Raw genomic sequence first — 26,467 nt, 5'->3', positions numbered from 1 at the left:
AAAGACAGTTATCTTTAATTGAAAAGAAGGTGAAGCATTGAGGCGGAAAATACAGACAATGATGCATCACAAAATTATTTCTGAATTTCGACACCTAACAGGTCTAACCATCGCAGTAGATGATTGTGCCTACCTGGCAAGAAAGTTTCAGTCATTTGGAATAGAGGATTACATCATTGCCTATTATGAGGGGAACAGTTATTTTACTCGATACATACAGTACTACGTAGAGATGCTTCCTTGTTGGGAGTACAAAAAGGATTATTTAATACCATTGATTTTTCGTGAAATGCCGGATACCCATAAGATGTTTCAGGAGCCCTACCGCTGGGAAGCTTTTTTCAAGTTGTTGGATTGGTACCTAACCTACCAGCCTGAAAAAGTTCTGATCAACTGTCAAAACAAACAAGGCAAGAGACAAGTCGTGGATACTGCTTTTTTAGTTTTTCGTTTATGGGAAATTTGTGATGGGGCAGCCTTTCCGATTGGTAATTTAAATAACCTATCGGAATTCCAACATTGGGATCATATCTTCCATTTAATCGATACCGGAAAATCATTTCGCAGAACCAAAAATTTTAACCCTGAAAAAATTGAAGATTTAACCCAGCTTGAAGTAATTATTGGAATTATAAAAATGCGTTACCAAGCTATTTTGGAAAGACAAGGTTACCAGCTGAAATAGCTTGTGACCTTTTTTGCTTTTTTTAGCGTATACTAAATGTGAGGCGGAGAAAAAATGATTATTGAATTGGGACAAAAACGGGTACCAGCCATTGGTTTGGGGACTTGGCACATGGGTGATGAAATTGGAAAGCGCCAACAGGAAATCAAAGCACTGCGGTCAGGAATTGACGCTGGAGCACGAGTAATTGATACGGCAGAAATGTATGGTGATGGCCGATCCGAACGTTTAGTGGGGGAGGCAATTGCTCCATACGATCGGACCAGTTTGTATTTAATTTCTAAATTCTATCCTTGGCATGCTGATAAAGACAATCTACAGCATTCTTTGGAGCAAAGTCTTTCACGTTTAAAGACTGATTATTTGGATCTGTATTTGCTGCACTGGCCGGGCAATGTACCTTTGGAAGAAACAGTTACTGAATTGGAACGTTTGAAGAATGCCGGCTGGATTCGCCAATGGGGAGTATCCAACTTTGATACTAGTGATATGCGGGCTTTGTACAGTATTCCTAAAGGAAAAGGCTGTCTAACAAATCAAGTACTTTACAATTTAGCAAGTCGAGGAATAGAATATGATTTATTGCCTTGGATGAGAGAACACCAGTTACCATTGATTGCTTATTCACCGATTGCTCAAGGCGATACGCTGGGAGCACGTCTACAAGATAATCCAGTCCTGCAGGAAATTGCCGCGAATCATCAGGCGTCCATTTTTCAAATCTTACTGGCGTGGGTGATTCGGGATGGCAAAACACTGGCGATTCCTCAATCAGGGAAAGCACAGCACGTATTGGCTAATCTTCAAGCGCTAGACATTCGGTTAACTGCGTTGGACTATGAACGGTTAACCCGTGAATTTCCGAAGCCGGAAAAGAAACAACCATTAGACATATTGTAGGTGAGTGGAATGAAATTTTTTATCGGTGATACCCATTTTTTTCATGAGAATCTGTTAGGGGACAATGACTTCGCCCCTCGTTTATTTGATACGGTGGAAGAGATGAATCAACAGCTGGTTGCAAGCTGGAATGCTGTGGTAAAAGAAAAGGACACCGTTTATCACGTAGGAGATGTAGCGATGCATCCAAACTACGAAAAAGGCAATCAGGAAATTTTGGATCAGCTTTTACAGCTGAAGGGGAAGATTGTTTTTATTAAAGGTAATCATGATTCTCGGGCTTTTTTCAATTTTTTAGCTGCCAACGATCCCATGATGTTAGATGGGACACCTAAGTTTGCGTTTCATGATGTTGGAGCGATTGTAAAGTTTAATCACCATCAGTATTATTTGACCCATTATCCAATGCTTTTAGGCACCACCTTGAACATTCGCAATCTGCATGGGCACATTCATCATTATAGTATTCCAATTGCAGAAGACATTAACGTGGGTGTCGATGCACCGGAGCGGGATTTATTACCAGACAAGCTGCCTTTTGGTACACCACTTTCTGAGCATATGATCGATAATATCGCAGAAATCAAGGCTAGAGAAGTAGCTAAATTAACTTAAAAAAATTGGGCAGCCGAATCAGCTTGCCCAATTTTTTTACTTCAACTCTTGTTTAATTTCCTGATAAGCTTTTCTAGTTTTTGCGGGTGATTTATTCGTATAGTAGTAGTTTTTAGCTGCTGTCTGTATCAAAAGAATAGGATGGGAATGGTGGTCAATGAAAAGATTGGCCGCCTTTCCATCAAGTTTAAAACTCCCCATAGCATAGTGATCGGTCGCAAAGCCATTCGTTCTTAACCCCCGCTTAGGAAGCTCCTCAACCAAATCAACTTGCTGAATCTTAGTCAAGGGAATCGCGCGTTTACTCACAAAAGGTCCCTCCAGAGTAACATTCTTGTCATTGACCGTATAAGTAAAAGGATCAGGATGATTGTCCAATATATACAACGGAACCACAGAGATAAACAGGGCGATCAACAGGACTACACCACCAAGAGCCATCGTAATTTTTGCTCCCGTTTTCGCCAAATTAACTGAAAGATTCAAGCCGATCCGATCCGGAACCATAAACCGACTGTCTTCAGGATTATAATAGACAGCGTAACGCCAATAGTAGTCATCTCCTTGATAACGAAAATCACTGCTCTTATCCAGCAAAGCATCTTGTTTCCTTCTTAAAGTCAATAACCAAGCAACAGTAAAGATAACCAAAAACACTAACATGGCAAACTCGATTGCGGTCAAAAGAATAAACTGATTTTTCCAGCTATTCAAAGAAAGCAACGGAAAATAAATCAGTGGAGGAAAGAAAATTCCCATTCCGACCATTAAAAAGGACCAATAGTATTTAGTTAAGTTGTTGTATTGACGATTGATCTCTTGGTCGTTAGTTAAAGCCCTAACCGGCAAACGACTCACCAAATACCAGCCCCCTATCAGCGAAAATTCAATTAGAAGAACAGTTGCAATAAGCAGCAGGTTACCCATCGTCGCGTAAGCGAAATAAAACAAGAGCAAACTTAATCCTCCAGCCAGAACGAACCACATAACAGAAACCATTTTTTCATTCTTTTCTCGCACCAGCTTGGTATTAATTTGCACCGAGGCTATTGCCAGCTGCCAGTGATTCTCTTCAATAATACGACGCATTTTGCGAATGTAGCGAATCTGCAAATAGTAACCACAGCCAATAGAAAGCATCAGCAATAGAAAGAACAGCAGCATGAATAAGTAATCCTTCATTGGCAGTAATAGAATGGCTTCAATGACACTTAAAAAGAAAGCAATCTGAAACTGGCGTTTACGGTACTGTTTCGCTAACGTTACAACCTGTGGATCATCTAATTTGTCTACTGGCAAAGTATTCTCAATAATCACATGATTATGCGGCTTAGCAGCCAAAGATAAGGTAAGGGCCATAATAAAATTACAAAAAACTAGAATGCCCCACATGAATAGGTTCATTTTTCTCTTCCTTTCCGAAAGCTGGTTAGTATTTCATCAATTTTCTGTTTGATTTCGGTCTCACTGGAACCTGAAAGAGCCAGTTCAGCCAATAACAGAGTGAGGGCCGCTTCTTTTTCTTCTTTTTTATCGACGGGCATTGGCGCTACTAAAGTCCCCTTACGCCGATCGGTAATTAGATAGCCTTCTTCCTTTAGCTGCTGGTAGCCTTTGGAAACTGTCATGGCGTTCATCCCCAGCTCGTCAGCTATCTGTCGCACAGTCGGCAGCTGCTCGAGGGGCTTTAAGTCACCTTTGGCAATGCCGATAATGATTTGTTTGCGCAGCTGAAGGTAAATGGGCTCATCCGAATGCGCATCTATTTCTAAAATCATAGCACTCGCCTCCTTTGTATTATGTATATTAATACAACTAATACAAAAATGCAACTGCTCGTGAATTTGTTCAAAATGGGATAGTTTAACGAAAAATTAAAATTTTGACGTTTTTGCACCCTAAACGGTTTAATTTATCGTATAATACGTGTTACTGAAAAGTTGCGACCTTCAAATCGTAGAGTTTTCGGAATCTAGATTGAAATGATGGTGATACTGTGTCGAACAGCAACACAAGAGTCGTCGTGGGAATGAGCGGCGGCGTAGACTCGTCAGTTACAGCTCTTTTATTGAAAGAGCAGGGCTATGACGTTGTAGGAATTTTTATGAAGAATTGGGACGACACCGATGAGAATGGGGTGTGTACCGCAACCGAGGATTATAAGGATGTAGCGAAAGTTGCTGCCCAAATTGGAATCCCTTATTACTCAGTCAATTTTGAAAAGGAATATTGGGACCGTGTTTTTGAATATTTCTTAGCAGAATACCGGGCTGGTCGAACCCCTAATCCAGATGTGATGTGCAACAAGGAAATCAAATTCAAGGCTTTCTTGGATTATGCGATGGATCTTGGTGCAGAGTATGTAGCCACTGGTCATTATGCGCAAGTAAAAACTGACGAAAACGGCGTCGTGCATATGCTGCGTGGTATCGATAATAATAAGGATCAAACTTATTTCTTGAGTCAGCTTTCACAAGAACAATTGTCAAAGACCATGTTTCCACTAGGCGGCATGGAGAAGTCAGAAGTACGGGCAATTGCAGAACGTGCCAACTTGGCAACGGCGAAGAAGAAAGATTCTACCGGAGTTTGTTTCATTGGTGAAAAGAACTTCAAGCAATTTTTAAGCAATTATTTACCTGCCAAAAAAGGCAACATGGTTACTTTGGATGGGGAAATTAAAGGGCAACACGATGGGCTGATGTACTATACAATTGGTCAACGTCAGGGCCTAGGCATCGGTGGCGGTGGCAAAACACAAGAACCATGGTTTGTTATCGGGAAAGACTTAAGTACGAACACTTTGTATGTTGGCCAAGGATTCCATCACGAAGCCTTGTATGCAACCAGCTTGGATGCCAGTGAAATTCACTTTACCACTAATGAAGACAAGCCTAAGGAATTCCGCGCAACGGCTAAGTTCCGTTACCGACAAACAGATGTACCGGTCACGGTTTATTTGGAAGAGGGCAATCGTGCGAGAGTCGTTTTTGACGAACCTGTAAGGGCGATTACACCCGGACAAGCAGTCGTTTTCTATGACGGGATGGAATGCTTAGGCGGCGGTTTGATTGACCATGCATATAAAGAAACCAAAGTATTGCAATACGTATAAAAATTTCATTCTTTCATCGAAACGAAGCAGACAAACAGGAACTGCCAACTTTCAAAAGGATGTTTTGCCAGACGATCTTCAACGGATCGTCTGGCGATTTTTTTATCCTTTTACCTATAGCAAAAATTTATTGTTCATGGTTTCTCAATGTGATAAGTTTAGATGAGGAATAAATGAAAATATGCTATAATTAACATTAGAATAGGAGTGGTAAAAATGGCAGAATTTGATTTGTTTGTGGTTGCTGTGTGTGGGATATGTGCTGTGATTACGGAGTACAGTGGATTGCTGTTTTATCGCGAACGGGAATTTGCTTATCTGATGCTGGGATTGTGCAGCGGACTGGTATCCTATACCATTTATTCGTATCATTTTGCAGGAAATAAAGCCTTGGTTTATACATATCTCTATATCGCTTTTTGGTTGGTTAGCGGAATATTTTTAACAAGGAAGGCTCGACGGTCTAAGCTGAAGGATGCTTAGTTGACCGTGACTGTGCAAGGATTAATTATGTTTCTTTTGATTTTGTGATAAAATGATTAAAAGGAGTGAGACCAGTGAGTTTAGCGAATTTATACGTAGTACTTATGTGTGGAATCTGTGCCATTATCACCGGTTATAGTGTTTTAATGATGAAGCGCGATTTTAAGCTGAGATTTGTAGGGATTGCCTGCTTAAGCGGGATGTTGTCCATGGTATTGTATACCTATCATTTTGAAGCTCAGGAGCCCTTTTTTATTTTGTGCCTTTATTATGGCTGTTGGTTGTTTAGTGCCTTCTATTTTGCCAAAAAAATGAAAGCGTAAAACAAGAGTATTGTCCTATTTGTGGACAATGCTCTTATTTTTTTTGGAGTGATAGGTTTCTATTTCGGCAATTTCTTTAGTATTGCGATGAACAGAAAGATAATTGATTAATACTAGCAAAGAAGTGGATAAGAAAACTCCTCGGTAACCAAAAATAGAAGAAACACTCGAACCGATCATTGGGCCCACCACGTTACCAGCAGCCTGGAAAGATTGGTTGTAGCTGAAAATTCGTCCAGCTGCATTTTGTGGCGAATACTTGGTGATCAAGGTTTGAACAGCTGGCAGCAGACATGCATCAGAAATTCCAACTAAAAAGCGCAAAAACGCTAATTGCCAGACATTTTGAACAATGGCCATTGGAAGGTATACTACAATAGCAAACAACAAGCCGATTCCTAAAATTTTCTCACTGCCAATTCGATCGCCCAGCCGTCCCAAGCGAGGAGCAGCAATCAAGGTAGCAATTCCTGGAATCGAGGCGATAACGCCACTAACGAAGGTAACATTGCCGTGATTGTGCATCAATTGACGAATATACAAACTAATAATCGGGCTGATAGAATTATTGGAGGCTTGAATGATCATTGTAGTAAGAAACATACCTAGAATTAGATGAGGATATTTCAATTCGCGAATCATTTGCCTAGCAGGAATCATGTCCTTCTTTTCGACCGGTGTAAATTCTTCGTGGACCAAAAACATGCTCAACAGAAAGACTAAAAAGAGAATGCCGCTGGTGATAAAGAAGGTATAACGATAGCCAAAAATAGATGCAGTCGTTCCGCCGACCAACGGGCCCAAAAGAGTCCCCGTGACGGATCCCGTTGCTAAAGTTCCTAAAACCTGTCCGCTTTTCTCTCTTGGCGTTCCAGTTGCAACTAAGGCTGTAGCATTGCTGATGTAACCGGAGAAAATACCTTGCAGAAGCCGTAAGCCAATCAGCTGATAAACGTTGGTAACCAAGCCCATCAGGCCGATAACCACGGCCATACCCAAGGAAGCACGTAGCAGCATCAGCTTTCTTCCTTTTTGGTCAGCCAGTCGGCCCCACAAAGGTGAAACAATCGCAGTAACTAGGAAGGTAGAGGAAAAGGTGACACCGCTCCAAAGATTTAATTCTTGGCTGGTGTAATGGCCCAGAGTATCAATATACAGAGACATAAAAGGCATGACTAAACTAAAGCCGATTCCTGCCATAAAAGTCCCAAACCACAGCACGATTAAATTTTTCTGCCAGGTCGGACGAGTTGGGAAAAGCTTTTTTTTAAGTTGTTCTGACAAAACACTCCGCCTTCTTTCATTCATACTCAAACGGTTATATTATAATCCTGAAAAATAAAATATCAAATACCTCAGTACTGTGATAAAGTAGAATTAAGAAAAACGCAAAGTTAATCTGCTAAACTAAAGAAAAATAATACCAGTAAACAGAACACTTGAAAAATTTAAATTTCATGCTTATGATGACAGTGGAAGGAAGGGATGGGAATGTACCAAGTTATTATCATGTATGGCGACAATGAGCCATGGTGGTTTTTTGAAGATTGGAAAAAAGACATCACTGAAGAAAAACAATTTGACAGCTTTGAACAAGCAGAAGAATATTTTGAAGAGCGCTTTAGCGGTCTATCTCAAGATTTTACATATCATCAAGCGAAGAAAAATTATTTAAGTGCATTTTGGAACGATGAGGATGAGCGTTGGTGTGAAGAATGCGACGATTATCTTCAACAATACTGGGGTTTAGCACTTTTAATGGATGATCAACCGATCTCAGTTGAAAGCAGAAAGGAAACCTATGAAACAACTAATACTAGCGGAAAAGCCAAGTGTTGCAAAAGATTTAAGCAAGGTGCTTAACGCCAATCAAAAACACAAGAATTACTTTGAAGGACCCAATGTGATTGTAACATGGGCCCTTGGTCATTTATTAAGCTTAAAAATGCCAGAAGATTTAAACAAGGAATGGCAAAGCTGGCAGATGGAAAGCCTGCCGATTATTCCCAAAAATATCGGTATTAAGCCATTACCAAAAACTAGAGCTCAGCTAAAAACAATTCAACAGCTGGCCAAACGCAGCGATATCTCCGAGGCGGTCATTGCGACTGATGCTGGAAGAGAAGGAGAGCTGGTGGCTCGCTGGATTTTAGAGTACGTAAAATTCAATAAACCAGTGAAGCGGCTTTGGATTTCATCCCAAACACCAAAAGCAATTAAGGATGGCTTTAGTAAATTGAAGCCAGCCAAAGAGTACGACAACCTTTATTACTCCGCGCTAGCTAGAGCGAAGGCTGACTGGCTGGTAGGATTAAATGTTACGCGGGCCTTGACGGTTAAATATGAAGATAGTTTGTCTGCTGGCCGAGTTCAAACACCTACCTTGTCTCAAGTTCGTCAGCAAGAAAAGAAAATTGAAAAGTTCCGACCACAAAATTATTTTGTGATCTCGCTGCAGGTAGAAGGACAAAAAGCAAAGCTGAATCAAAAAAATCCTTACGGCATAACCGAGCGGGAAAAAGCTGAAGCCTTAGTGAAAGAACTAAGTCAGCAAAAAGGAACGGTTACCGAAATTTCAGACAAAGAAAAAGTCGAACCGGCACCGTTGCCGTATGATTTAACGGAAATTCAGCGAGAAGCCAATGCCCGTTATCAGTTCTCAGCGAAAAAAACATTGTCTTTAGTGCAAAGCTTATATGAAATTCACAAAATTGTAACGTATCCTAGAACAGATAGTAAATATTTGACGAGTGATATGAAGGCAACGATGAAGGAACGGCTACAGGCTGTTAGTGATTTTGCGCCTGAAGTGAAGACGTACCTAAAAAATGGCGGACAGGTCAAACAACAGCGGGTCTTCCAAGACAGTAAAGTAACCGACCACCATGCGTTAATTCCGACAGAACAACGCCCGCGTTATGAAAAGCTATCAAATGACGAGCAGCGTATCTACTCTATGATCGTTACCCGCTTTTTAGGCTTGTTTGCGGATGCTCATAAGGAAAGTCAGCAAAAAGTAACTATTACTTTCGGCAAGGAAACCTTTACCTTCCGTCAAAGCAAAGTCTTAATGGCTGGTTGGAAGAAATCTGAGGAAGACAAACCAGCGATTCAATGGAAGAAAGAACAGCGGATTGTTCCAGATTTTACTATTGAAAAGGCGTTAACTTCGCCGCCAAAACCACTGAACGAAGGAACACTGCTGGCATTAATGGAGAAGCACAGTCTAGGAACACCAGCAACCCGAGCAGAAATCATCGAAAAGCTGATCAAGTCAGAATTGATGGAGCGTACACCAAGCGGTCTGCAGGTCTCACCAAAGGGCAAACAATTGTTAGAGCTGGTAAACCCATCATTAGTAACACCTGAATTGACTGAAAAATGGGAAAGACAGCTGGAAGCAATTGCTAAAGGCAGCTATTCCAGCAAGCAGTTCTTAAAAGAAATCGAAGATGACACGAAGAAGCTGGTTCAAGAAGTCAAACAAAGTGAACAGAAATACCAAGATTTCTCAATTACCCAAAAGAAATGTCCTGAGTGCGGCTCTCTGTTGAGAGAGAAAAATACTCGCGATGGCAAGATTTATATTTGTACCAATGCAGAATGCAACTATCGCCGCCGCAAAGAACCAAAAGTTTCCAACCATCGTTGTCCGCAATGCCACCGTAAAATGGAGATCATTGATGGTAAGAAAGGTTCATACTTCCGTTGCAAGTATGACGGGACCACTGAGAAGATGCTGGATAAAAAAGAACGCAGCAAGAAGATGACAAAACATGAAGAACGCCGTCTTCTGAAGCAGGTGAATCAAGAAGCTGAGCCACAAGAAAGTGCTTTGGCACAGGCCTTGAAGGCAGCTATGGAACAAAAATAATCAAGAGCGGAGCAGACAGAGATGTTTGCTCTTTTTTATTTTAAAATAATTTTGTAATCGATTTCTATATTTTGGTCAACCTCTGGTTATTTCACTAAAAAAGCGGTATAATAGGCATTGGTTTATACCACTTCTTTCTAGGAGGTGCTCGAATGAAAGCAAGAAAAGACGAAGTGTTAGACCTTTTGAAAGAACAAAAGCGTGAGATGACTGCCCAAGAACTTGCTGACAAGATGTCAATGGACCGAACCAATATCAGTCGTTATTTAAATGAGCTGACTAAAGACGGTTTGGTGAGAAAAATTGATGGGCGTCCTGTTAAATTCCAATTCGTTGTCCAATCTACCGAAAACCATATTACTTTTGATAATTTAATCGGCCGAGAGGAATCCTTAAAAAGCCAGATTCAAAAATCAAAAGCTGCCATCTTATATCCGCCTCGCGGACTGCACACGATTATTTTTGGTGAAACGGGAACTGGGAAAACGATGTTTGCTGAGTGTATGTACCGTTTTGCTGTTTCCTCGGGTGTGTTGGATGCTAGTGCACCCTTTATTACCTTTAACTGTGCAGATTACGCCCAGAATCCCCAACTACTATTTGGCCACGTTTTTGGTGTGAAGCGTGGTGCCTTTACCGGTGCTGACGAAAGTCGCGAGGGCTTAATGGCGCAGGCTGATGGAGGGATTCTCTTCTTAGATGAAATCCATCGTTTACCCCCTGAAGGACAAGAAATGCTATTCACCTTTATCGACAAAGGTATTTTCCGTCCCTTGGGAGACAGCCAAGAAAAAACAGCTTCTGTTCAGATTTTAGGAGCAACAACCGAAACCAGCTCCACCTTTTTATCCACCTTCAATCGCCGAATTCCCATGCAAATCGAATTGCCTTCACTAGCAGATCGCTCGTTAGATGAACGGCTAGCCATCATTAAGGAATTTCTGCAACAGGAAGCCAACCGTTTAATGGAAGAAATTGCGATTGATAAGCGCAGCTTGCTGGGATTTCTATTATACACAGCTGAAGGAAATATCGGTCAGCTGAAGCGAGATCTAAAGCTAGTTTGTGCTAAAGCATTTCTACACTATCAAACCACCAGTGATTTAGAAAAGCTGATGATCACCGAAGAAGACCTGCCAATAAATGTTCATAAAGGTTTGTTAAAGATGAAGGAACAGCCTGACTTAGGTCCCTTCTTGGATAAAAAGAATCTTTACATGAGCTTTAAACCCGGCACGGAAGAAGTTGTCTGGGGACAGGATCCGGCTAAAAGCATGGAAGTCTATCATTCCATTACTGATAAATTAGATACTTTAAATCAAGAAAATCTAACTGAAATTGATTTGGAGGAGCTGATTTCTAACGATGTGGATCAGTATTTTGAAACCTATGTGGAAGAACTTTCCCATACAAATGCGTACCGAGAAATTATTCCTGATGATCTGTGGCGTTTGACGAATGAGCTGTACGAGACTGCTTCAGAAAAATTGCGGAGAGATTATGATGAGAAGGTCCGTTTTGCTTTTGCTTTGCACCTGAACTCTACTATAGAAAGAATCAAAACCGATCAAATCATTCCACATCCGAATTTAAATGAAATTCGAAAAAAATATTCGAAGGAATTCCAGTTGGCCATCGAACTATCAGGTCGCATTGAGGAAGAATACAATATTTTGATTCCGCTAGATGAGATTGGCTTCATCACCATGTTTCTCACAATGGAAATTAGTGAGGACAAACATCCTGATGAACGTCAGGTTTCGGTGATCGTGGTGATGCATGGCAAATCAACGGCCTCCAGTATGCTGGAAACAGCTCAAGACTTGCTGGGAACCAAGGACGGTATTGCCTTCAATATGCCTCTGACTGTAAAAACAGAGGAAATGTATGCGACCATTCGCAATTACATTGCAACTGAAAAAGAACGTTTTTCGGAAGGAATCATTTTACTGACAGATATGGGTTCGCCCAATAACTTTGGGAATCTGATCTATCACGAAATGGGTATTCGAACGAAGGTTATTTCCATGGCGAGTACCATGATAGTATTGGAAAGTCTGCGTCTGGCGACTCTAGGTCGTTCTTTGGAAGACATTTACCACAGTGTAATTACTGTATTTACGAATATGATTCAATTGGAAGAGCCCGCCCCTAAAGAGGGCAAACGTGTAATTATTGTGGCCTGCTTTACTGGTGAAGGGGTATCGAAGCGGTTGAATCAGGTCGTCTCTCAATTGGTGAATGTGAATGAGTTTGAAGTTATTCAGATGCAGTCATTGGAGCGGGAAAGCTTTAAGCATCGGATTGATCAGCTCATTACCCACAAAGAAATTGCTGCGATTATCGGCACGATGGAAATCCACTATCAAAAGATTCCTTTTATACCTGCTCTGAATTTGTTCAATCGCCAAAAGATTTTGGAATTTCAAGATATCTTGGGCACGAACATTTCATTACCGGAGATGGTGGAGTCCTTAACAGATGACTTTGCGCCAGAAATTGCTGTTAGTGAGTTATTTTTCGCAACAGAAGAAGCGATTCAACGCATTCGTAAAAGTCGTGGCTTAATCATTGATACAAATGTCCTGCAGGGGTTGATGATCCATATTGCCTTTTTAGTCGATAAGATAAAAAAAAAGCTGCCGCGTCCTTTGTTTAAAGAAGTCGAAAGCTATCGTCAGCAAAACATTTCAATGTTTGCGGAGGTTACATTGCAGTTAAAACCAATCGAAGAACAATTTGGCGTTCAATTAACAGATGACGACAAAGCGTATATAATAAAAACTCTTTTAGATAATAGTATTGAACTAGAATTGCACAGTGTGTAATTCTAGTTTTTTTGTGTGTAAGTTGAAAACCTTATCATAGCAAGCTCCATGCAAGAAAAAAGTTGGCACGGCAATTGCATTATATAAAAGTGAAAATAAAAAAATTTTAAGGAGTGTTTTATCATGAAAAGAATTATGTTAGTTTGTTCCGCAGGAATGAGCACCAGCTTATTGGTTACTAAGATGGAAAAAGCAGCTGAAGAACGCGGAATGGAAGCTGATATCTTTGCAGTATCTGCTTCAGAGGCTGATGGAAAATTAAATGATACAGAAAACCCAGTAAATGTTCTATTATTAGGACCGCAAGTTCGTTTTATGAAACCGCAATTTGAAGAAAAATTGGCTGGCAAAAATATCCCATTAGAAGTTATCGACATGAAAGACTACGGCATGATGAACGGTGAAAATGTCTTGAATACAGCGATCGCTTTGATGGATCAATAAGAAGGGGTTGTCAAGATGAGCGACGTAATGAACCAAGAACAATTAGAAGCTGTTATGGGCTTAATCATGAATTCCGGTGATGCCAAAAGCAGCGCGATGGAAGCCATTCAAGCTGCTAAAAAGAATGATTTCGATTTAGCAAGAGAAAAACTGGCTTCTGCAGATGAAGCATTGATTGAGGCCCACCATGCACAAACAGGTTTACTAACTAAAGAAGCCAGCGGCGATCCAATGACTGTAACATTATTAGCAGTCCATAGTCAGGACCACTTAATGACAAGTATTACATTCAATGATTTAGCAAAAGAAGTAGTCGATATCTATCAACGCCTTGCTGATGAGTAGGAGATGATCACGTGAAGCTGCCGCAAAATCAAGCAGCCTTGCAAGCGATAACGGAATTAATTGAATATGCTTTTAATAAAAAGCAGCCAATTATAGGAGAGCCATTATTCCTCTCCCGTTATCACCATGCAGATTGTTTTGGCACATTCCACCAGGAACAGTTAAGCAGCTTGGTAATGAGCAATCATTTTCAAGCCAAGGTTTTCGAAGGAACCGTGCCGATGTCGGGTATCGGGTATGTAGCCAGTTATCCTGAATTTCGCGGAAGCGGCGGTGTTTCTGAGCTAATGCAGGAAATACTGACCGATTTGTATGAAAATGACGTGGTCATTTCTCAGCTGGCGCCGTTTTCTCAAGGTTTTTATCGGCAGTTTGGCTATGAAAACACCAGTAAACAAAAGCATTATCATATTCCTGCAGCAGCATTTAACTATGTAGTCAGTGAAAAAGCTGGCGAGGTTCAACGAGGGACCTGGCAGGAAATGAAACCACAGATTCTAACAATCTATCAGCAAGCTCTGAAGGGACAGGTTGGTACGGTTGTGCGAGAAGAATGGTGGTGGGAACGACTGCAGGAGTATTATCCTCATCGATTTTACGCTGTATGTTTCGACCAAAATCACCAGCCGCAAGGATACCTGATCTATCGTTTGCAAGGTGATACGTTTTTGGTAGATGAATTTGCCTACCTAAGCAGTTTTGCCTTAAGAAAATTACTAACGTATATGAAAGCACATGTGTCATCCTTCGCTCGGTTTAGTTATGCCGGACCAGTCTATGAACGTTTGGAAGAGTTCTTTTCTGAACAGGAGACGTTAGAAATCTCGATTAAACCTTATATGATGAGTCGGATCATCAATTTTCCGCAATTATTTCGTCATTTACCAATTGATGCAAAGACAATCATTGTGGAGGTAACCGAAGATCGACAATGTCCTTGGAATGTAGGGCAATGGCAAGTAACTGGGAAACAATGTCAAAAAGTTGAAGGCAAACAGGCCGATGTGCGAGGAACGATTCATTCCTGGACAGAGCTGTTGTTAGGTGATTTATCTCTGCAGGAAGGTTGTTTCTTAGACAAGTTTGAAGTAACGAATCAAAAGATGATGACTGTTTTCCCACAAGGCAAGCAATCATTTTACGATTATTTTTAGAAATAACTGCATTACTAACGGAATAGGATGCCAGTCCAACTTTTGGCAGTCAGAAAAAAAGAGCAATCAAAGCATGAATTGGTCGCTAGTAAGAAACAGAAATGTCTAGTTGGATGGTATGCGTGGTGAGAATCAAATTCATTTTTCTAGAAGAAAAATGATTACATTATTAACGAACTAGGAGGAATTTGAAAATGGATGGATTTATTAATTTTATGGAAAGACGCTTTATCCCGATTGCGTCTAAAATCGGGGCGCAGCGACACTTAGTAGCAATTCGTGACTCTTTCATGGTAACAATGCCATTAATGATTTTAGGTGCATTAGCCGTAATGATCAACAACTTATCGTTGACCATTCCAGCGTTCGGAAACTTTATGGACGGCATCTTCGGTGGTGAATCTTGGAAAGGATTCGGCGGAGGCGTTTGGAACGGAACTTTCGGTGTTTTATCTGTCTTTATTGCTTTTCTAGTTGCTTATAACTTGGCGAACAGCTACGGCAAAGATGGTGTTTCAACTGGTGTTGTTTCAGTGGCTTGCTTCTTTACACTAGGTGCAGCTACTAGTGGTATGAACTCTACTGGATTATTCGTCGCTTTAATCGTAGCAATCGTTGTTACTGAGTTATTCCGTCGCCTATTGGGTAACCCTAAACTAGTGGTAAAAATGCCTGATGGTGTTCCACCTGCAGTAGCTAAATCATTTGCAGCGTTGTTCCCAGCAATGATTACAATTTCTTTATTCGGTTTAGTAGCAGCAGTTATCGCTGGTTTTGGTGTTGAAGATATGTTTGCTGCTTTCTATGCAATGGTACAAGAACCATTCATGGGCTTGGCAAACTCTTACGGCTCAGCTTTACTAATTGCTTTCATTACACCATTCTTATGGTTCTTCGGTTTACACGGTGCCAACATGATCGACCCATTCATGCAAGCAATCAATGCACCAGCAATCGAAGCAAACATGGCAGCACTTAGCGCAGGTAAAGCAGCTCCTTATATCGTAAACAAACCATTCATCGATTCATTCGTTAACATGGGTGGTACTGGGGTAACACTTGGTTTGATTATCGCAATTTATTTAGTAGGACGTAAACATAAAGCCTTCATGGTAGTAAACAACTTGGCAGCAGCTCCAGGTGTATTCAACATCAATGAGCCATTAATGTTCGGTTTGCCATTAGTATTGAACCCAATTATGTTCATTCCATTTATCCTAACGCCGATGGTCTGTGTAACGACTGCCTACTTTGCAACTAAATTTGGTTTAGTGCCGCCAGCAACTGTTATGCCGCCATGGGTAACACCACCAATCTTAGGTGGATTCTTGGCAACACAAAGTATCTCAGGTGCGGTATTAGCAGCAGTAAACTTAGCAATCTCAATCGTTATGTATGTACCTTTCGTAATGCTTTCTACCAAACAAGAACTAAAACGCGAAGCAGCACAATAAGTCAAAGAAAGGATTCAAGGATCAATGGATTCTTGAGTCCTTTTTCCTAATGCTGCTTTTCCCAGATTCCATAGGGAAAAGGCATTAAGCAATAGGCAAGCAAATAATTGAATCATTATAGTGAAAAAGGATGCGTACGAAAAATCAATACCTTGCAAATAAGATAGCATCACAACGCTTTTTGTAGTTATTAACAGACGAAAAGCAGCTAGACTTTTTTATCTAACAAAGTAAGTGAGTATTCAACAGTTCGCTATTTACACATATGCTTACAAGTTCAAAAAATTAATCAACTAAAAGTACTCTCACAAAGTCAATAAATGAAAAACCTTTGTGTATAATCTTTAGTAGCACAACAAAAACTTTTCATATAGTCAGGAGAAAACCATGAAACAATTTCCAACAAATTTTTGGTGGGGAGCAGCCACCTCAGGACCACAAAGCGAAGGCCGCTTTAACAAAAAACATGCCAATGTATTCGATTATCATTATGAGATTGAACCAGAAGTTTTCTATAATCAAGTAGGACCAGATACTGCATCGAACTTTTACAACAGCTACAAAGAAGATATCCAAATGATGCGCTCTATCGGCATGAACAGTATGCGTACCAGCATTCAGTGGAGTCGATTAATTGATGATTTGGAAACCAATACAGTTAATGAAGACGCTGTTCGTTATTACAATGATGTGATCAATACGATGCTGGATGAAGGCATGACACCGGTCATGAACTTACATCATTTCGATTTGCCAGTCGAACTGTTTGATAAATATGGCGGTTGGGAATCGAAAAAAGTAGTGGATTTATACGTAGGTTTTGCTAAGCGTTGTTTTGAATTGTTTGGCGACCGAGTGAAATACTGGGCAACTCACAATGAACCAATGGTAGTAGTTGAGGGGGAATATCTTTTCCAATTCCATTATCCTAATATAGTTGATGGTAAAAAAGCAGTCCAAGTGGCCTACAATTTAAATCTTGCTTCTGCGAAAGCCATCAAAGCCTTTCGTGAGCTGGCAATTGCAGATGCACAAATTGGAACAATTTTGAATTTGACTCCAACCTACGCCGCTTCAAACAGCGAAGAAGATCAAGAAGCTGCACGGATTGCGGAACTTTGGAATAATAAGATGTTTCTTGAACCAGCTGTTTACGGACATTTCCCAGCTGAATTGGAAGAACTATTAACTAAAGACAATGTATTATGGGAAAGTACTGACGAAGAAAAACTAATTTTGAAAGAAAATACTGTAGATTTCTTAGGTGTGAATTTCTATCATCCGAATCGAGTGAAGTCTCCCGATGTTGCACCGAATTCTGTGGGATCATGGATGCCAGACCGTTACTATGATGCTTATGACATGCCGGGGCGACGGGTTAACCTTGATCGCGGCTGGGAAATTTATCCCAAAGCCTTGTATGATATTGCCGTGAATATTCGCGATAATTACAAAAATATTCCATGGTATGTATCAGAGAATGGGATGGGGGTTTCCAACGAGAACCGCTTTAAGAATGCAGAAGGCATGATTGAGGATGATTATCGAATTGATTTTGTCCAAGAGCATTTAGAGTGGCTGCATAAGGGAATCGAAGAAGGTTCAAAATGCTTTGGGTACCATATGTGGACACCAATTGACTGCTGGTCTTGGTTGAATGCCTACAAAAATCGTTATGGATTTATTTCCAACGATATTCATACGCAAATCAAAACTGTAAAAAAATCTGGTCATTGGTTCAAACAAGTTGCTGAACAAAATGGCTTAAAAGATTAAACCCAAGGAGGCACCACATGAAAAGAGAACTAGGTGTATCAATTTATCCCGATCATAGCAATCCGCAGGAGGATCGTCAGTATTTAAAAAAAGCGGCAGATCTTGGCTATACCCGCATCTTTATGAGCATGCTGGAGGTAACCGACGGCAAAGATAAGGTTCGTGAAAAATTCCAAGGAATCATTGGCTATGCCAAAGAGCTGGAATTCGAGACCGTTTTGGATATCGCACCTTCCATTTTCGATGAGCTGGAAATCTCCTATGATGACCTAAGCTTTTTCGCAGAATTAGGAGCAGAAGGTATTCGTTTAGATGAAGGCTTTGATGGCAACAAAGAAGCGATGTTAACATTTAATCCAGAAGGACTGGCGATTGAACTGAATATGAGCAACAATGTCGCTTACTTGGAGAATATTTTATCTTATGAAGCCAACAAACCATTTTTGTATGGCTGTCATAATTTTTATCCGCAAAGCGGTTCGGCCTTGCCATACGATTTCTTTATTTCCTGCAGCGAGCGCTTTAAACGCCAGGGCATCAAGACAGCGGCTTTTGTAACAAGTTCAGCGGCACAGTATGGTCCTTGGGATGTGAATGACGGGTTGCCAACTTTAGAAATGCATCGTCATCTGCCAATTGATTTACAAGCTCGTCATATGTTTGCTACTGGATTAATCGATACAGTGATTATTGGCAATGCTTACGCCTCCGATGAAGAGTTAGCAAAGGTAGCCGCGATTGACCGCTACAAACTAAGTCTAAGTGTCGAATTGGTTCCAGAAATTAATGAGGTAGAAAAGAAGATTATCAACTACGACAAGCATTTCCGTCGCGGAGATATTACAGCTTCTATGGTTCGGTCGACACAAGTTCGAGTGAACTACAGTGACGTTGCGAATGCGCCTCATGATAATGAGCAGGAGTTCCAAGTTGGGGATGTGGTGATCGGCAACGATAAATTCGGTAAATACAAAAATGAGCTGCAAATCATCCTAGAACCGCATAGCGATGATCGAAAAAACCTAGTCGGCAGAGTTCCGCAAGACGAATTAATTATGCTGGAGTTCCTGCGTCCATGGGTAAAATTTCAGTTTGTTCCTAAATAAAGGCAGCGTAAATTAGAAATTGATGAAATTTTCTAGTTGACAAACCCTTGGCCCCGGTGTAAAGTAAAAACAACTTAATCAAACGACAATGAAAAGAAGAGTAGCAGGTAAGTTGCTTCTAGAGAGTCTCTGGCAGGTGGAAAGAGACAGCAGTTAGTTGTGAACCACATCTTTGAGTCGACTAGTTGAAGCAAGTAGGCTAGTCCGGGAGGGCCCGTTACAGCTGTGGTCAATTTGACCAGTGGAGATTGCTTGTCGTGAGACAGCAATGAAAAAAGGTGGAACCGCGTAACTTACGTCCTTTAGTCATTATGACTAAAGGACTTTTTTTATTTCACCAAGCTGGCATTGACCCGAAGAGGCTTTTTCTGTAAAAGGAAAGCAAACAAGAGGTGGAACCACGTTCAATGACGTCCTCTGGCAAACAGCCAGGGGACTTTTTTTATTTTAGGGAGGAACATGCAGGATGAATTATTTAATCGAAGTTATGCCGCAATTATTAACCGGAGCTAGTACAACATTGAAATTATTTTTATACACGATTGTTGGATCACTGCCGTTAGGGATTTTACTTTCCTTTGGGCTATCTAGTCGGATCACTCCGATAAAATGGATTTTACAGCTCTACGTTTGGATTATGCGGGGAACCCCGCTGCTGCTGCAATTGATTTTTGTTTTTTACGGTCTGCCGCTGGTAGGAATCGTATTTGACCGCTTTGAAGCAGCACTGTTCGCATTTGTTTTAAACTATGCCGCTTATTATGCTGAAATTTTCCGTGGCGGGATTCAATCGATTCCGTTAGGTCAATACGAAGCATCACGAGTTTTGGGACTGACTCCGTTTCAAACCATTACCCGTATCATTATTCCACAGGTAGTAAAAATTGTTTTACCCTCTGTCGGTAATGAAGTAATCAATCTGGTTAAAGATACTTCGCTAGTCTACATCTTAGGTTTATCTGATGTAATGCGGGCTGGAAAAATTGCGATGGAACGAGACACCACTTTATTGCCGTTGTTAGGAGTTGCGTTGATTTATCTAGTAATGACTGGAATTACAACGGTAGTTATGAAGCAATTGGAAAATCGTCTAAACTACTATCGCTAATATGTGAAAGAGGAGAATCTACATGATTGAATTAAAAAATGTCAATAAATCATTTGGCAATAAAAAAGTTATCAATAATCTAGACCTAGTGATTCCAGATGGGCAAATTCTTGCTATCGTTGGACCTTCTGGCGGTGGGAAAACGACGCTGCTTCGGACTTTAGCAGGTTTGGAAAAAGCAGATAGCGGAACTTTTCTGTTGGACGGCGAACCGTTTAATCCAGCAGCCGACAAACAAACAGAACAAGTTGTCGGTGTGGTATTCCAAGACTTTCAGCTGTTCCCACATTTAAATGTGATGGACAACATCACCATTGGACCAAGACTTGTTTTAAAACAAGACAAGGAAACTTACACTAGCAAAGCAGAAAATCTTGCCAACCTGCTGGGAATTGAAGAGCTGTTAAACAGCTACCCTTTCCAACTATCGGGTGGGCAAAAACAGCGGTTGGCTATCGCTCGAGCAATGGCTATGAATCCTAAAGTGTTGGCCTACGATGAACCGACCAGTGCATTAGATCCAGCCTTGCGCCAACAGGTAGAAAGTCTAATTTTGGAATTAAAGAGTGATGGCGTTACTCAAATTGTCGTTACTCACGATTTGGTTTTCGCGGAAAATATCGCAGATAAATTATTGAAGGTTGAACCAATTAGTTAATGTAAATTACAAATAAAACCAAGCTTAAATCAAGGAGGAAGTAAGGATGAAATTGAAAAAATTTGTAGTGGGAGCAGCAGCAGTATTAACCGTAGTGGCTTTGGGGGCTTGTGGCAATAAAGACGACGCTGCGTCAGATGGCAACTCGTGGAAACAGATCGAGGAATCAAAGAAAATTACCATTGGATTAGATGATACCTTTGTACCGATGGGCTTTAAGGATGAAGATGGGACAACAGTCGGTTTTGATATTGACTTAGCTAACGCGGTCTTTGAACAGTATGGAATTAAGCCAACCTTCCAATCGATTGACTGGTCTATGAAGGAAAACGAATTAGACAATGGAACCATTGATTTGATTTGGAATGGTTATACGATGACAAAAGCTCGCGAAAAGAAAGTAGCATTTTCAAAACCGTATGCTAAAAATGAACAAGTGATCGTTGCGAAAAAAGACAGTGGAATTACGAAGGATGAAGATCTAAAAGGCAAAATATTAGGTGCACAGGAAGGCTCATCTGGTTACGAAGCCTTCAACAATGAGCCAGAAAAATTGAAGGACTTGGTTGATACAAACGATGCTACCTTGTATGCCAGCTTCAATGAAGCCTTTATTGACCTTGAAAGCGGACGTATTGATGGTTTATTGATTGACAGAGTATATGCAGATTATTACTTGAAGCAGGCAGGCAAAACGGATAATTTCACCGTTTTTAATGCAGGCTTTAACAACGAAAACTTTGCTGTAGGTGCTCGTAAAGACGACACTGAATTGGTTAACAAAATCAATGAAGCCTTAGACAAGCTGCAAGAAGATGGAAAATATGGTGAAATTTCCGAAAAATGGTTTGGTGAAGAATGGAGTATTCCTAAAGAATAAGTGAATATAGGCGAGCGAATTTGTTCGCCTATTTTTTATACGGCGAATTGTCAAATCAAGTGCAACACTTTATTGAAGAAGACTTCATAAGGTGTCTTCCAACCTAAACATTTTTTTGGTCTGCTATTTAGTTTTTCAACCATTCGATAGATCGTTGTATCTTCCACGGTATCCATTTCTTTTGTTTTCGGTAGATATTCCCTAATCAATCCATTCGTATTTTCATTCGTTCCGCGTTGCCATGGCGCATGAGGATCAGGAAAATAAAACGGAACGCCTTCCAAAGACTGGGTGACATCGAAGTGTTTAGAAAATTCTTTTCCTCTATCTGGAGTGATGGTTTTGACAAGCTCTCTATCAACAGTATTAAATAGTTCTGTCATCTTTTCGCAAACGTAAAGAGAATTTTTCTTGAGTGCTTTCCCTGCTATAAGAAAACGAGATTTCCGGTCAGTTAGCGTCACTAAACAAGCACCTCCTGTTTTCCCAGCCACTGTATCAGCTTCCCAATGCCCAATTTCACTCCGTTTTTCAGCAGTTTCAGGACGGTCGTGAATAGAGTGAGTGATTCGGATTTTCCCACGAGTTTCTGTATGGTTCTTAGTATGACGCGTTTTTCCTCTATGACGTAAAGAACGAACTAAACCGCGATTTCCTTTAGACAATGGAGTGATGTCAAACGTTCCATTATAAATTGCCCGATAAATCGTCACAAAACTGATGTGAAAATCGGCTTGCTCATAAGCTAATCGATTAGAAATCTCTTCTGGCGACCATTGAAGATCGACAAATAACCGGCGGACGATTGACCAAATCCGTGAATCATCTAGGATTTTATGTCGTCCACAATTTTTTCTGCGTACTTTATATTTCTTATTCGCATGGGAAGGTGAGTATTCTTTTTCACTATTTCTACTCAGTTCACGAGAGATTGTCGATTGGCTTCGATGGATGTCAGAACCAATCTCTCTAAGAGAACAGCCATTTTCATGGAGCAGAAAAATCCTTTCTCGCTCGACTATGGTAAGATGGGTGTAGTGGCTCATAATTGAATTCCTCCTGATAGTGTTCTTCGACAGACCTATTCTAGTTGGAAATTCGTTATGAGTCATTTTTTATGTGTTGCACTTAAATTGTAAATTCAAGACTCTAAAATACAAGAAAATGGGGGAATTACAATGAAAAAATGGGTTGTAGGGATGATGGGATTGGTTTTAGCATTAGGATTAGCCGCTTGTGGGGAAAAAGAGGTCAGCGGTGACGACAGTTGGAAAAAAATCGAAGAGTCAAAAAAGATTACCATTGGATTAGATGATACCTTTGTTCCGCTAGGTTTCAAAGATGAGGATGGAAAAACAGTCGGCTTTGATATTGATTTGGCTAAAGCGATTTGTAAAGATTACGGAATTGAGCCAACCTTTCAGGCTATTGACTGGTCCATGAAGGAAAATGAATTAGATAACGGTACGATTGATTTGATTTGGAATGGTTACTCAGTAACCAAGGCCCGGGAGAAAAAAGTGATTTTTACGAAGCCTTATGCGACAAATGAACACATTATTTTAACTCGCAAGGATAGCGGTATTACGGATCGTGAACAAATGAAGGGGAAAATTTTGGGTACACAGGAAAGTTCTTCCAGCTATGAGTCCTTCTTGAAGAATCCAGAATACTTAAAGGACTTAGTTAAGGACAAAGATGCTATTCAGTATGCCAGCTTCAATGAAGCCTTTATGGATTTGGAAAATGGACGGCTGGATGGCATCTTAGTTTCAGTTATCTATGCCGAATACTATTTGAAGCAAAATGATAAAATGGCTGATTTTAATCTATTCAGTCCCGGTTTCCAAGGTGACAGCTTTGCAGTAGGTGCTCGCAAAGGTGACAAGGCGCTAGTCGAAAAACTGAACCAAGGCTTTGAAAAATTGGAAGAAGATGGCCGGTATGCTGAAATTTCGGAAAAATGGTTTGGGACGGCTTGGGAAATTCCAGACAAATAAGGGATAAAAGACACCTTGATTCGATTAGTCAAGACTACTTTTCTGACTAAATAGCGTGAAAAGATGAAGAAGTAAAAAAAAGAGGCAAACAAAACTTTTGTTCGCCTCTTTTTTTTTGTATAATGGAACAAGTGAAAAGAGGGATAAAATGGCGCAGAAAAAGCGTACAAAGAAAAAAAGAAAGACAACCAAAAAACAAAAACAACTGCAGGAGCAACGATTAGTCATTATTATTGGTCTCATTTTTATTCTGTTTGCAGTTTTCTCTTTATTTAGCTTAGGCTTTTTGGGTAATTTGATCGCCAATGTTCTTCGAATGATCGGCGGCAATACGTATCAATTTTTAGCCTTATTGTTGGGTCTTTATGGGCTGCTGCTCGTAGTCAAAAACACGAAGCTGAAGTTCTCCAAAGGCCGACGCTGGGCAGGACTCGGCGTATTTTACATAGGTATCTTGGTAATCCTTCATGCGCGATTGTTTGCGAATGTCCAAAGTCAGAATCCTAACGTCTTGAAGACGACTTGGGAATTGCTGATGACGGATTTTCTCGGTAATCAAGTTACTCAAAATGTTGGTGGCGGGATGCTGGGTGGCGGAATTTATAGTTTGACTCATTTTCTAGTCTCTCAGGTAGGCAGTTACATTATTGCCACTTTAATGTTGGTGTTAGGCGTTTATCTGTTCAGTATGCTGGACTTTGCCCAGGTGTCAGATTTCTTAAGTCACTCAATGGATACGATTCAACAAAAGCTGACAGAATCCGATGAGAAGAAAGCTGAACGAACAGCCAAACGAGAAGAACGACAAGCTTTGAAGGCCAAACAAAAAGCGGAAAAAGAAGCAGCTGCTAAAGAACGACAAGCAGAAAAAGAGCGCAATCAAGTTCGACCGTTAACACCAGGAGAAAAATTGGCGAAGGAAAACTTAGAGCCGGTGGAGAATGGACCGGAACAAATGACTTTGGTGCCAATCGAAGCTTACCAGGCCAATGCTGAACCGAAAAAAAAGATGCCAGATCCAGTTGAAGAAATTGAAGAAGCAGATGTGGGCGACTTGGAATTTGAAATCAGTGCGGAGCCTGAGGACCACGATTATCAATTGCCGCCATCGTCCTTGCTGGATTCTATACCTGCTGCTGATCAAAGTGATGAATACAAGAAGATTGAAAACAATATCAAAATTCTCGAAAAAACCTTTGAAAGCTTTGGCGTGGAAGCGAAAGTGGTCAAGGCCAGTCTGGGACCGTCAGTTACTAAATTTGAAATTCAACCAGCTGTTGGGGTCAAGGTAAGCAAAATCGTCAACTTAACAGATGATATTGCCTTAGCTTTAGCTGCTAAGGATGTACGGATGGAGGCACCAATTCCAGGTAAATCCTTAATTGGGATAGAAGTGCCTAACAGTACTATTAGCACTGTGTCCTTCCGCGATATCATTGAATCGCAACCAAACCATCCAGATAAGCTGCTGGAGGTTCCTTTAGGACGCGACATTTCAGGAATGGTTCGAACGGCTGATTTGACTAAGATGCCTCACTTATTGATTGCTGGATCAACGGGCAGCGGAAAGTCTGTGGCTATCAATGGCATTATTACTAGTGTATTAATGCGGGCAAAACCGAATGAAGTAAAAATGATGATGATTGATCCGAAAATGGTTGAACTGAATGTCTACAATGGCATTCCCCATTTGTTAACGCCGGTTGTTACGAATCCTCGAAAAGCGTCGCAGGCCTTGCATAAAGTTGTGCAGGAAATGGAAGAACGTTATGAGAAGTTTGCCGCAACGGGTGTACGGAACATTACGGGCTTTAATGAGCTGGTCATTCAAAAGAATTTAGAAGATGGACAAAATCGTCCAATCCTTCCATTTATTGTTGTTATTGTCGATGAATTGGCTGATTTAATGATGGTAGCAAGTAATGAGGTGGAGGATGCCATTACCCGTTTAGCCCAAATGGCGCGGGCCGCCGGCATTCATATGATTCTGGCGACGCAACGGCCAAGTGTCGATGTCATTACCGGAATCATCAAAGCCAATGTACCATCACGAATTGCCTTTGCTGTTTCCAGCGGAACGGACTCCCGAACGATTATTGACAGCAATGGTGCTGAAAAGCTCTTAGGTCGTGGGGATATGTTGTTCCTGCCAATGGGTGAGAACAAACCGATTCGTGTGCAAGGGGCATTCATCTCTGACCACGAAGTAGAGGAAATTGTGGCATTTGTTTCTGATCAGCAGGAAGCTCATTATGAAGAAAAAATGATGCCTACTGAAGAAACTACTTCCTCACCTTCAGAAGTTCCACAGGACGATTTATACGAAGAGGCGAAAGCTTTAGTGGTAGAAATGCAGACTGCAAGCATATCTCTGCTGCAGCGGCGTTTCCGAATCGGCTATAATCGGGCTGCCCGAATCGTTGATGAATTAGAGGACAATAAAGTTATTGGACCTTCTGTTGGAAGCAAGCCGCGAGAGGTGTATCTGCAGAAGACAGAAGAAGAACCAGAAGAGACAACTGAATACTAATAGAAAAAATATCTTTCCTAGCTTTGGAAAGATATTTTTTTGATTCTGATTGATTAAGGTCTAGCAATAAACGATTGAGCTATGCAGCTTTATCATAACAGCGAAATTATTAGATTGTTATCTGCGAAGTCGTCTATGAGTAAGGCTGGTGTGAATGGTACGATGTTTAACCGTTTGTCGATGTCAGTT

24 protein-coding genes and 1 other annotated feature are annotated in these 26,467 nt (G+C 40.8%); of the genes, 20 read left to right on the top strand and 4 right to left on the bottom strand.

Features of this window, described 5'->3' with window-relative positions:
- Positions 1–37: 37 nt before the first annotated feature.
- The 3 genes from IGI49_RS08335 to IGI49_RS08325 are packed head-to-tail and all read left to right on the top strand — an operon-like array spanning position 38 to position 2,200.
- Positions 38–685, top strand: coding sequence for a hypothetical protein (locus tag IGI49_RS08335; protein WP_207701109.1), 648 nt, complete (start codon positions 38–40; stop codon positions 683–685).
- A gap of 54 nt (positions 686–739) precedes the next feature.
- The gene (locus tag IGI49_RS08330; protein WP_429964123.1) at positions 740–1,585 is read left to right on the top strand and encodes an aldo/keto reductase; all 846 of its coding nucleotides are present in this window, start codon (positions 740–742) and stop codon (positions 1,583–1,585) included.
- A gap of 9 nt (positions 1,586–1,594) precedes the next feature.
- Positions 1,595–2,200, top strand: coding sequence for a metallophosphoesterase (locus tag IGI49_RS08325; protein WP_429964122.1), 606 nt, complete (start codon positions 1,595–1,597; stop codon positions 2,198–2,200).
- A 36-nt stretch (positions 2,201–2,236) separates the two neighbouring features.
- On the opposite strand, the gene IGI49_RS08320 is transcribed toward IGI49_RS08325, so the two are convergent.
- Positions 2,237–3,604, bottom strand: coding sequence for a PH domain-containing protein (locus tag IGI49_RS08320; protein ID WP_429964121.1), 1,368 nt, complete (start codon positions 3,602–3,604; stop codon positions 2,237–2,239).
- Complete coding sequence (locus tag IGI49_RS08315; protein ID WP_429964120.1) at positions 3,601–3,978, bottom strand: GntR family transcriptional regulator; 378 nt, start codon at positions 3,976–3,978, stop codon at positions 3,601–3,603. The genes IGI49_RS08320 and IGI49_RS08315 overlap by 4 nt, the downstream gene beginning before the upstream one ends.
- Positions 3,979–4,196: 218 nt before the next feature.
- Here IGI49_RS08315 and mnmA point away from each other — a divergent pair, with 218 nt between their 5' ends.
- The 3 genes from mnmA to IGI49_RS08300 all read left to right on the top strand — a co-directional run bounded on the left by mnmA (position 4,197) and on the right by IGI49_RS08300 (position 6,121).
- The gene (gene mnmA / locus IGI49_RS08310) at positions 4,197–5,315 is read left to right on the top strand and encodes a tRNA 2-thiouridine(34) synthase MnmA (RefSeq protein ID WP_207701114.1); all 1,119 of its coding nucleotides are present in this window, start codon (positions 4,197–4,199) and stop codon (positions 5,313–5,315) included.
- A gap of 216 nt (positions 5,316–5,531) precedes the next feature.
- Positions 5,532–5,798: a hypothetical protein gene (locus IGI49_RS08305; RefSeq protein WP_429964119.1), complete on the top strand. Its 267-nt coding sequence runs from the start codon at positions 5,532–5,534 to the stop codon at positions 5,796–5,798.
- Positions 5,799–5,872: 74 nt separating this feature from the next.
- Positions 5,873–6,121: a hypothetical protein gene (locus IGI49_RS08300; protein ID WP_429964118.1), complete on the top strand. Its 249-nt coding sequence runs from the start codon at positions 5,873–5,875 to the stop codon at positions 6,119–6,121.
- A gap of 15 nt (positions 6,122–6,136) precedes the next feature.
- Here the strand turns inward: IGI49_RS08300 and IGI49_RS08295 are convergent, their stop codons facing one another.
- Positions 6,137–7,429 (bottom strand): multidrug efflux MFS transporter, encoded by a 1,293-nt coding sequence (locus IGI49_RS08295; protein WP_429964988.1) that lies wholly within the window; start codon positions 7,427–7,429, stop codon positions 6,137–6,139.
- A 183-nt stretch (positions 7,430–7,612) separates the two neighbouring features.
- On the opposite strand from IGI49_RS08295, the gene IGI49_RS08290 reads away from it, so the two are divergent.
- From IGI49_RS08290 to IGI49_RS08235, 12 genes are all read left to right on the top strand, one after another.
- Positions 7,613–7,984, top strand: coding sequence for a DUF1033 family protein (locus tag IGI49_RS08290; protein WP_429964117.1), 372 nt, complete (start codon positions 7,613–7,615; stop codon positions 7,982–7,984).
- Positions 7,923–9,995, top strand: coding sequence for a DNA topoisomerase III (locus IGI49_RS08285; RefSeq protein ID WP_429964116.1), 2,073 nt, complete (start codon positions 7,923–7,925; stop codon positions 9,993–9,995). Before IGI49_RS08290 ends, IGI49_RS08285 begins: the two co-directional genes overlap by 62 nt.
- Positions 9,996–10,147: 152 nt before the next feature.
- The gene (locus IGI49_RS08280) at positions 10,148–12,823 is read left to right on the top strand and encodes a sigma 54-interacting transcriptional regulator (RefSeq protein WP_429964115.1); all 2,676 of its coding nucleotides are present in this window, start codon (positions 10,148–10,150) and stop codon (positions 12,821–12,823) included.
- A gap of 123 nt (positions 12,824–12,946) precedes the next feature.
- Positions 12,947–13,267 carry a PTS sugar transporter subunit IIB gene (locus IGI49_RS08275; protein ID WP_207701121.1) on the top strand — a complete coding sequence of 107 codons (321 nt, stop codon included), beginning with the start codon at positions 12,947–12,949 and terminating at the stop codon, positions 13,265–13,267.
- A gap of 15 nt (positions 13,268–13,282) precedes the next feature.
- A complete protein-coding gene (locus IGI49_RS08270; RefSeq protein ID WP_010759742.1) occupies positions 13,283–13,612 on the top strand; it encodes a PTS lactose/cellobiose transporter subunit IIA in 330 nt (109 codons plus the stop codon).
- 11 nt (positions 13,613–13,623) lie between these two features.
- A complete protein-coding gene (locus tag IGI49_RS08265; protein ID WP_429964114.1) occupies positions 13,624–14,766 on the top strand; it encodes a GNAT family N-acetyltransferase in 1,143 nt (380 codons plus the stop codon).
- A 194-nt stretch (positions 14,767–14,960) separates the two neighbouring features.
- Complete coding sequence (locus tag IGI49_RS08260) at positions 14,961–16,220, top strand: PTS sugar transporter subunit IIC (RefSeq protein ID WP_429964113.1); 1,260 nt, start codon at positions 14,961–14,963, stop codon at positions 16,218–16,220.
- Between the two features lie 387 nt (positions 16,221–16,607).
- Positions 16,608–17,996 (top strand): glycoside hydrolase family 1 protein, encoded by a 1,389-nt coding sequence (locus tag IGI49_RS08255; protein WP_429964112.1) that lies wholly within the window; start codon positions 16,608–16,610, stop codon positions 17,994–17,996.
- A gap of 17 nt (positions 17,997–18,013) precedes the next feature.
- A complete protein-coding gene (locus tag IGI49_RS08250) occupies positions 18,014–19,102 on the top strand; it encodes a DUF871 domain-containing protein (RefSeq protein ID WP_429964111.1) in 1,089 nt (362 codons plus the stop codon).
- A 79-nt stretch (positions 19,103–19,181) separates the two neighbouring features.
- Positions 19,182–19,408, top strand: a binding site (T-box leader).
- A gap of 160 nt (positions 19,409–19,568) precedes the next feature.
- On the top strand, positions 19,569–20,210 hold the full coding sequence (locus tag IGI49_RS08245) for an amino acid ABC transporter permease (RefSeq protein ID WP_207701126.1): 642 nt from the start codon (positions 19,569–19,571) through the stop codon (positions 20,208–20,210).
- A gap of 22 nt (positions 20,211–20,232) precedes the next feature.
- Positions 20,233–20,868, top strand: a complete 636-nt coding sequence (locus tag IGI49_RS08240) for an amino acid ABC transporter ATP-binding protein (protein WP_207701127.1) — start codon at positions 20,233–20,235, stop codon at positions 20,866–20,868.
- A 46-nt stretch (positions 20,869–20,914) separates the two neighbouring features.
- Positions 20,915–21,748: an amino acid ABC transporter substrate-binding protein gene (locus tag IGI49_RS08235; protein ID WP_429964110.1), complete on the top strand. Its 834-nt coding sequence runs from the start codon at positions 20,915–20,917 to the stop codon at positions 21,746–21,748.
- Positions 21,749–21,798: 50 nt separating this feature from the next.
- Here the strand turns inward: IGI49_RS08235 and IGI49_RS08230 are convergent, their stop codons facing one another.
- Positions 21,799–22,794, bottom strand: a complete 996-nt coding sequence (locus IGI49_RS08230) for an IS30 family transposase (RefSeq protein ID WP_429962504.1) — start codon at positions 22,792–22,794, stop codon at positions 21,799–21,801.
- A 126-nt stretch (positions 22,795–22,920) separates the two neighbouring features.
- Here IGI49_RS08230 and IGI49_RS08225 point away from each other — a divergent pair, with 126 nt between their 5' ends.
- Positions 22,921–23,748: a transporter substrate-binding domain-containing protein gene (locus IGI49_RS08225; RefSeq protein WP_429964987.1), complete on the top strand. Its 828-nt coding sequence runs from the start codon at positions 22,921–22,923 to the stop codon at positions 23,746–23,748.
- 148 nt (positions 23,749–23,896) lie between these two features.
- The gene (locus IGI49_RS08220; RefSeq protein ID WP_429964109.1) at positions 23,897–26,278 is read left to right on the top strand and encodes a DNA translocase FtsK; all 2,382 of its coding nucleotides are present in this window, start codon (positions 23,897–23,899) and stop codon (positions 26,276–26,278) included.
- Positions 26,279–26,467 lie beyond the last annotated feature (189 nt).

Origin of the sequence: Enterococcus sp. AZ071 (genome assembly GCF_050499065.1) — a bacterium.
GTDB lineage: Bacteria > Bacillota > Bacilli > Lactobacillales > Enterococcaceae > Enterococcus_A > Enterococcus_A ferrettii.
Note: the sequence above shows the minus strand (reverse complement) of the source record. Positions and strands in the feature narration are given on the sequence as shown.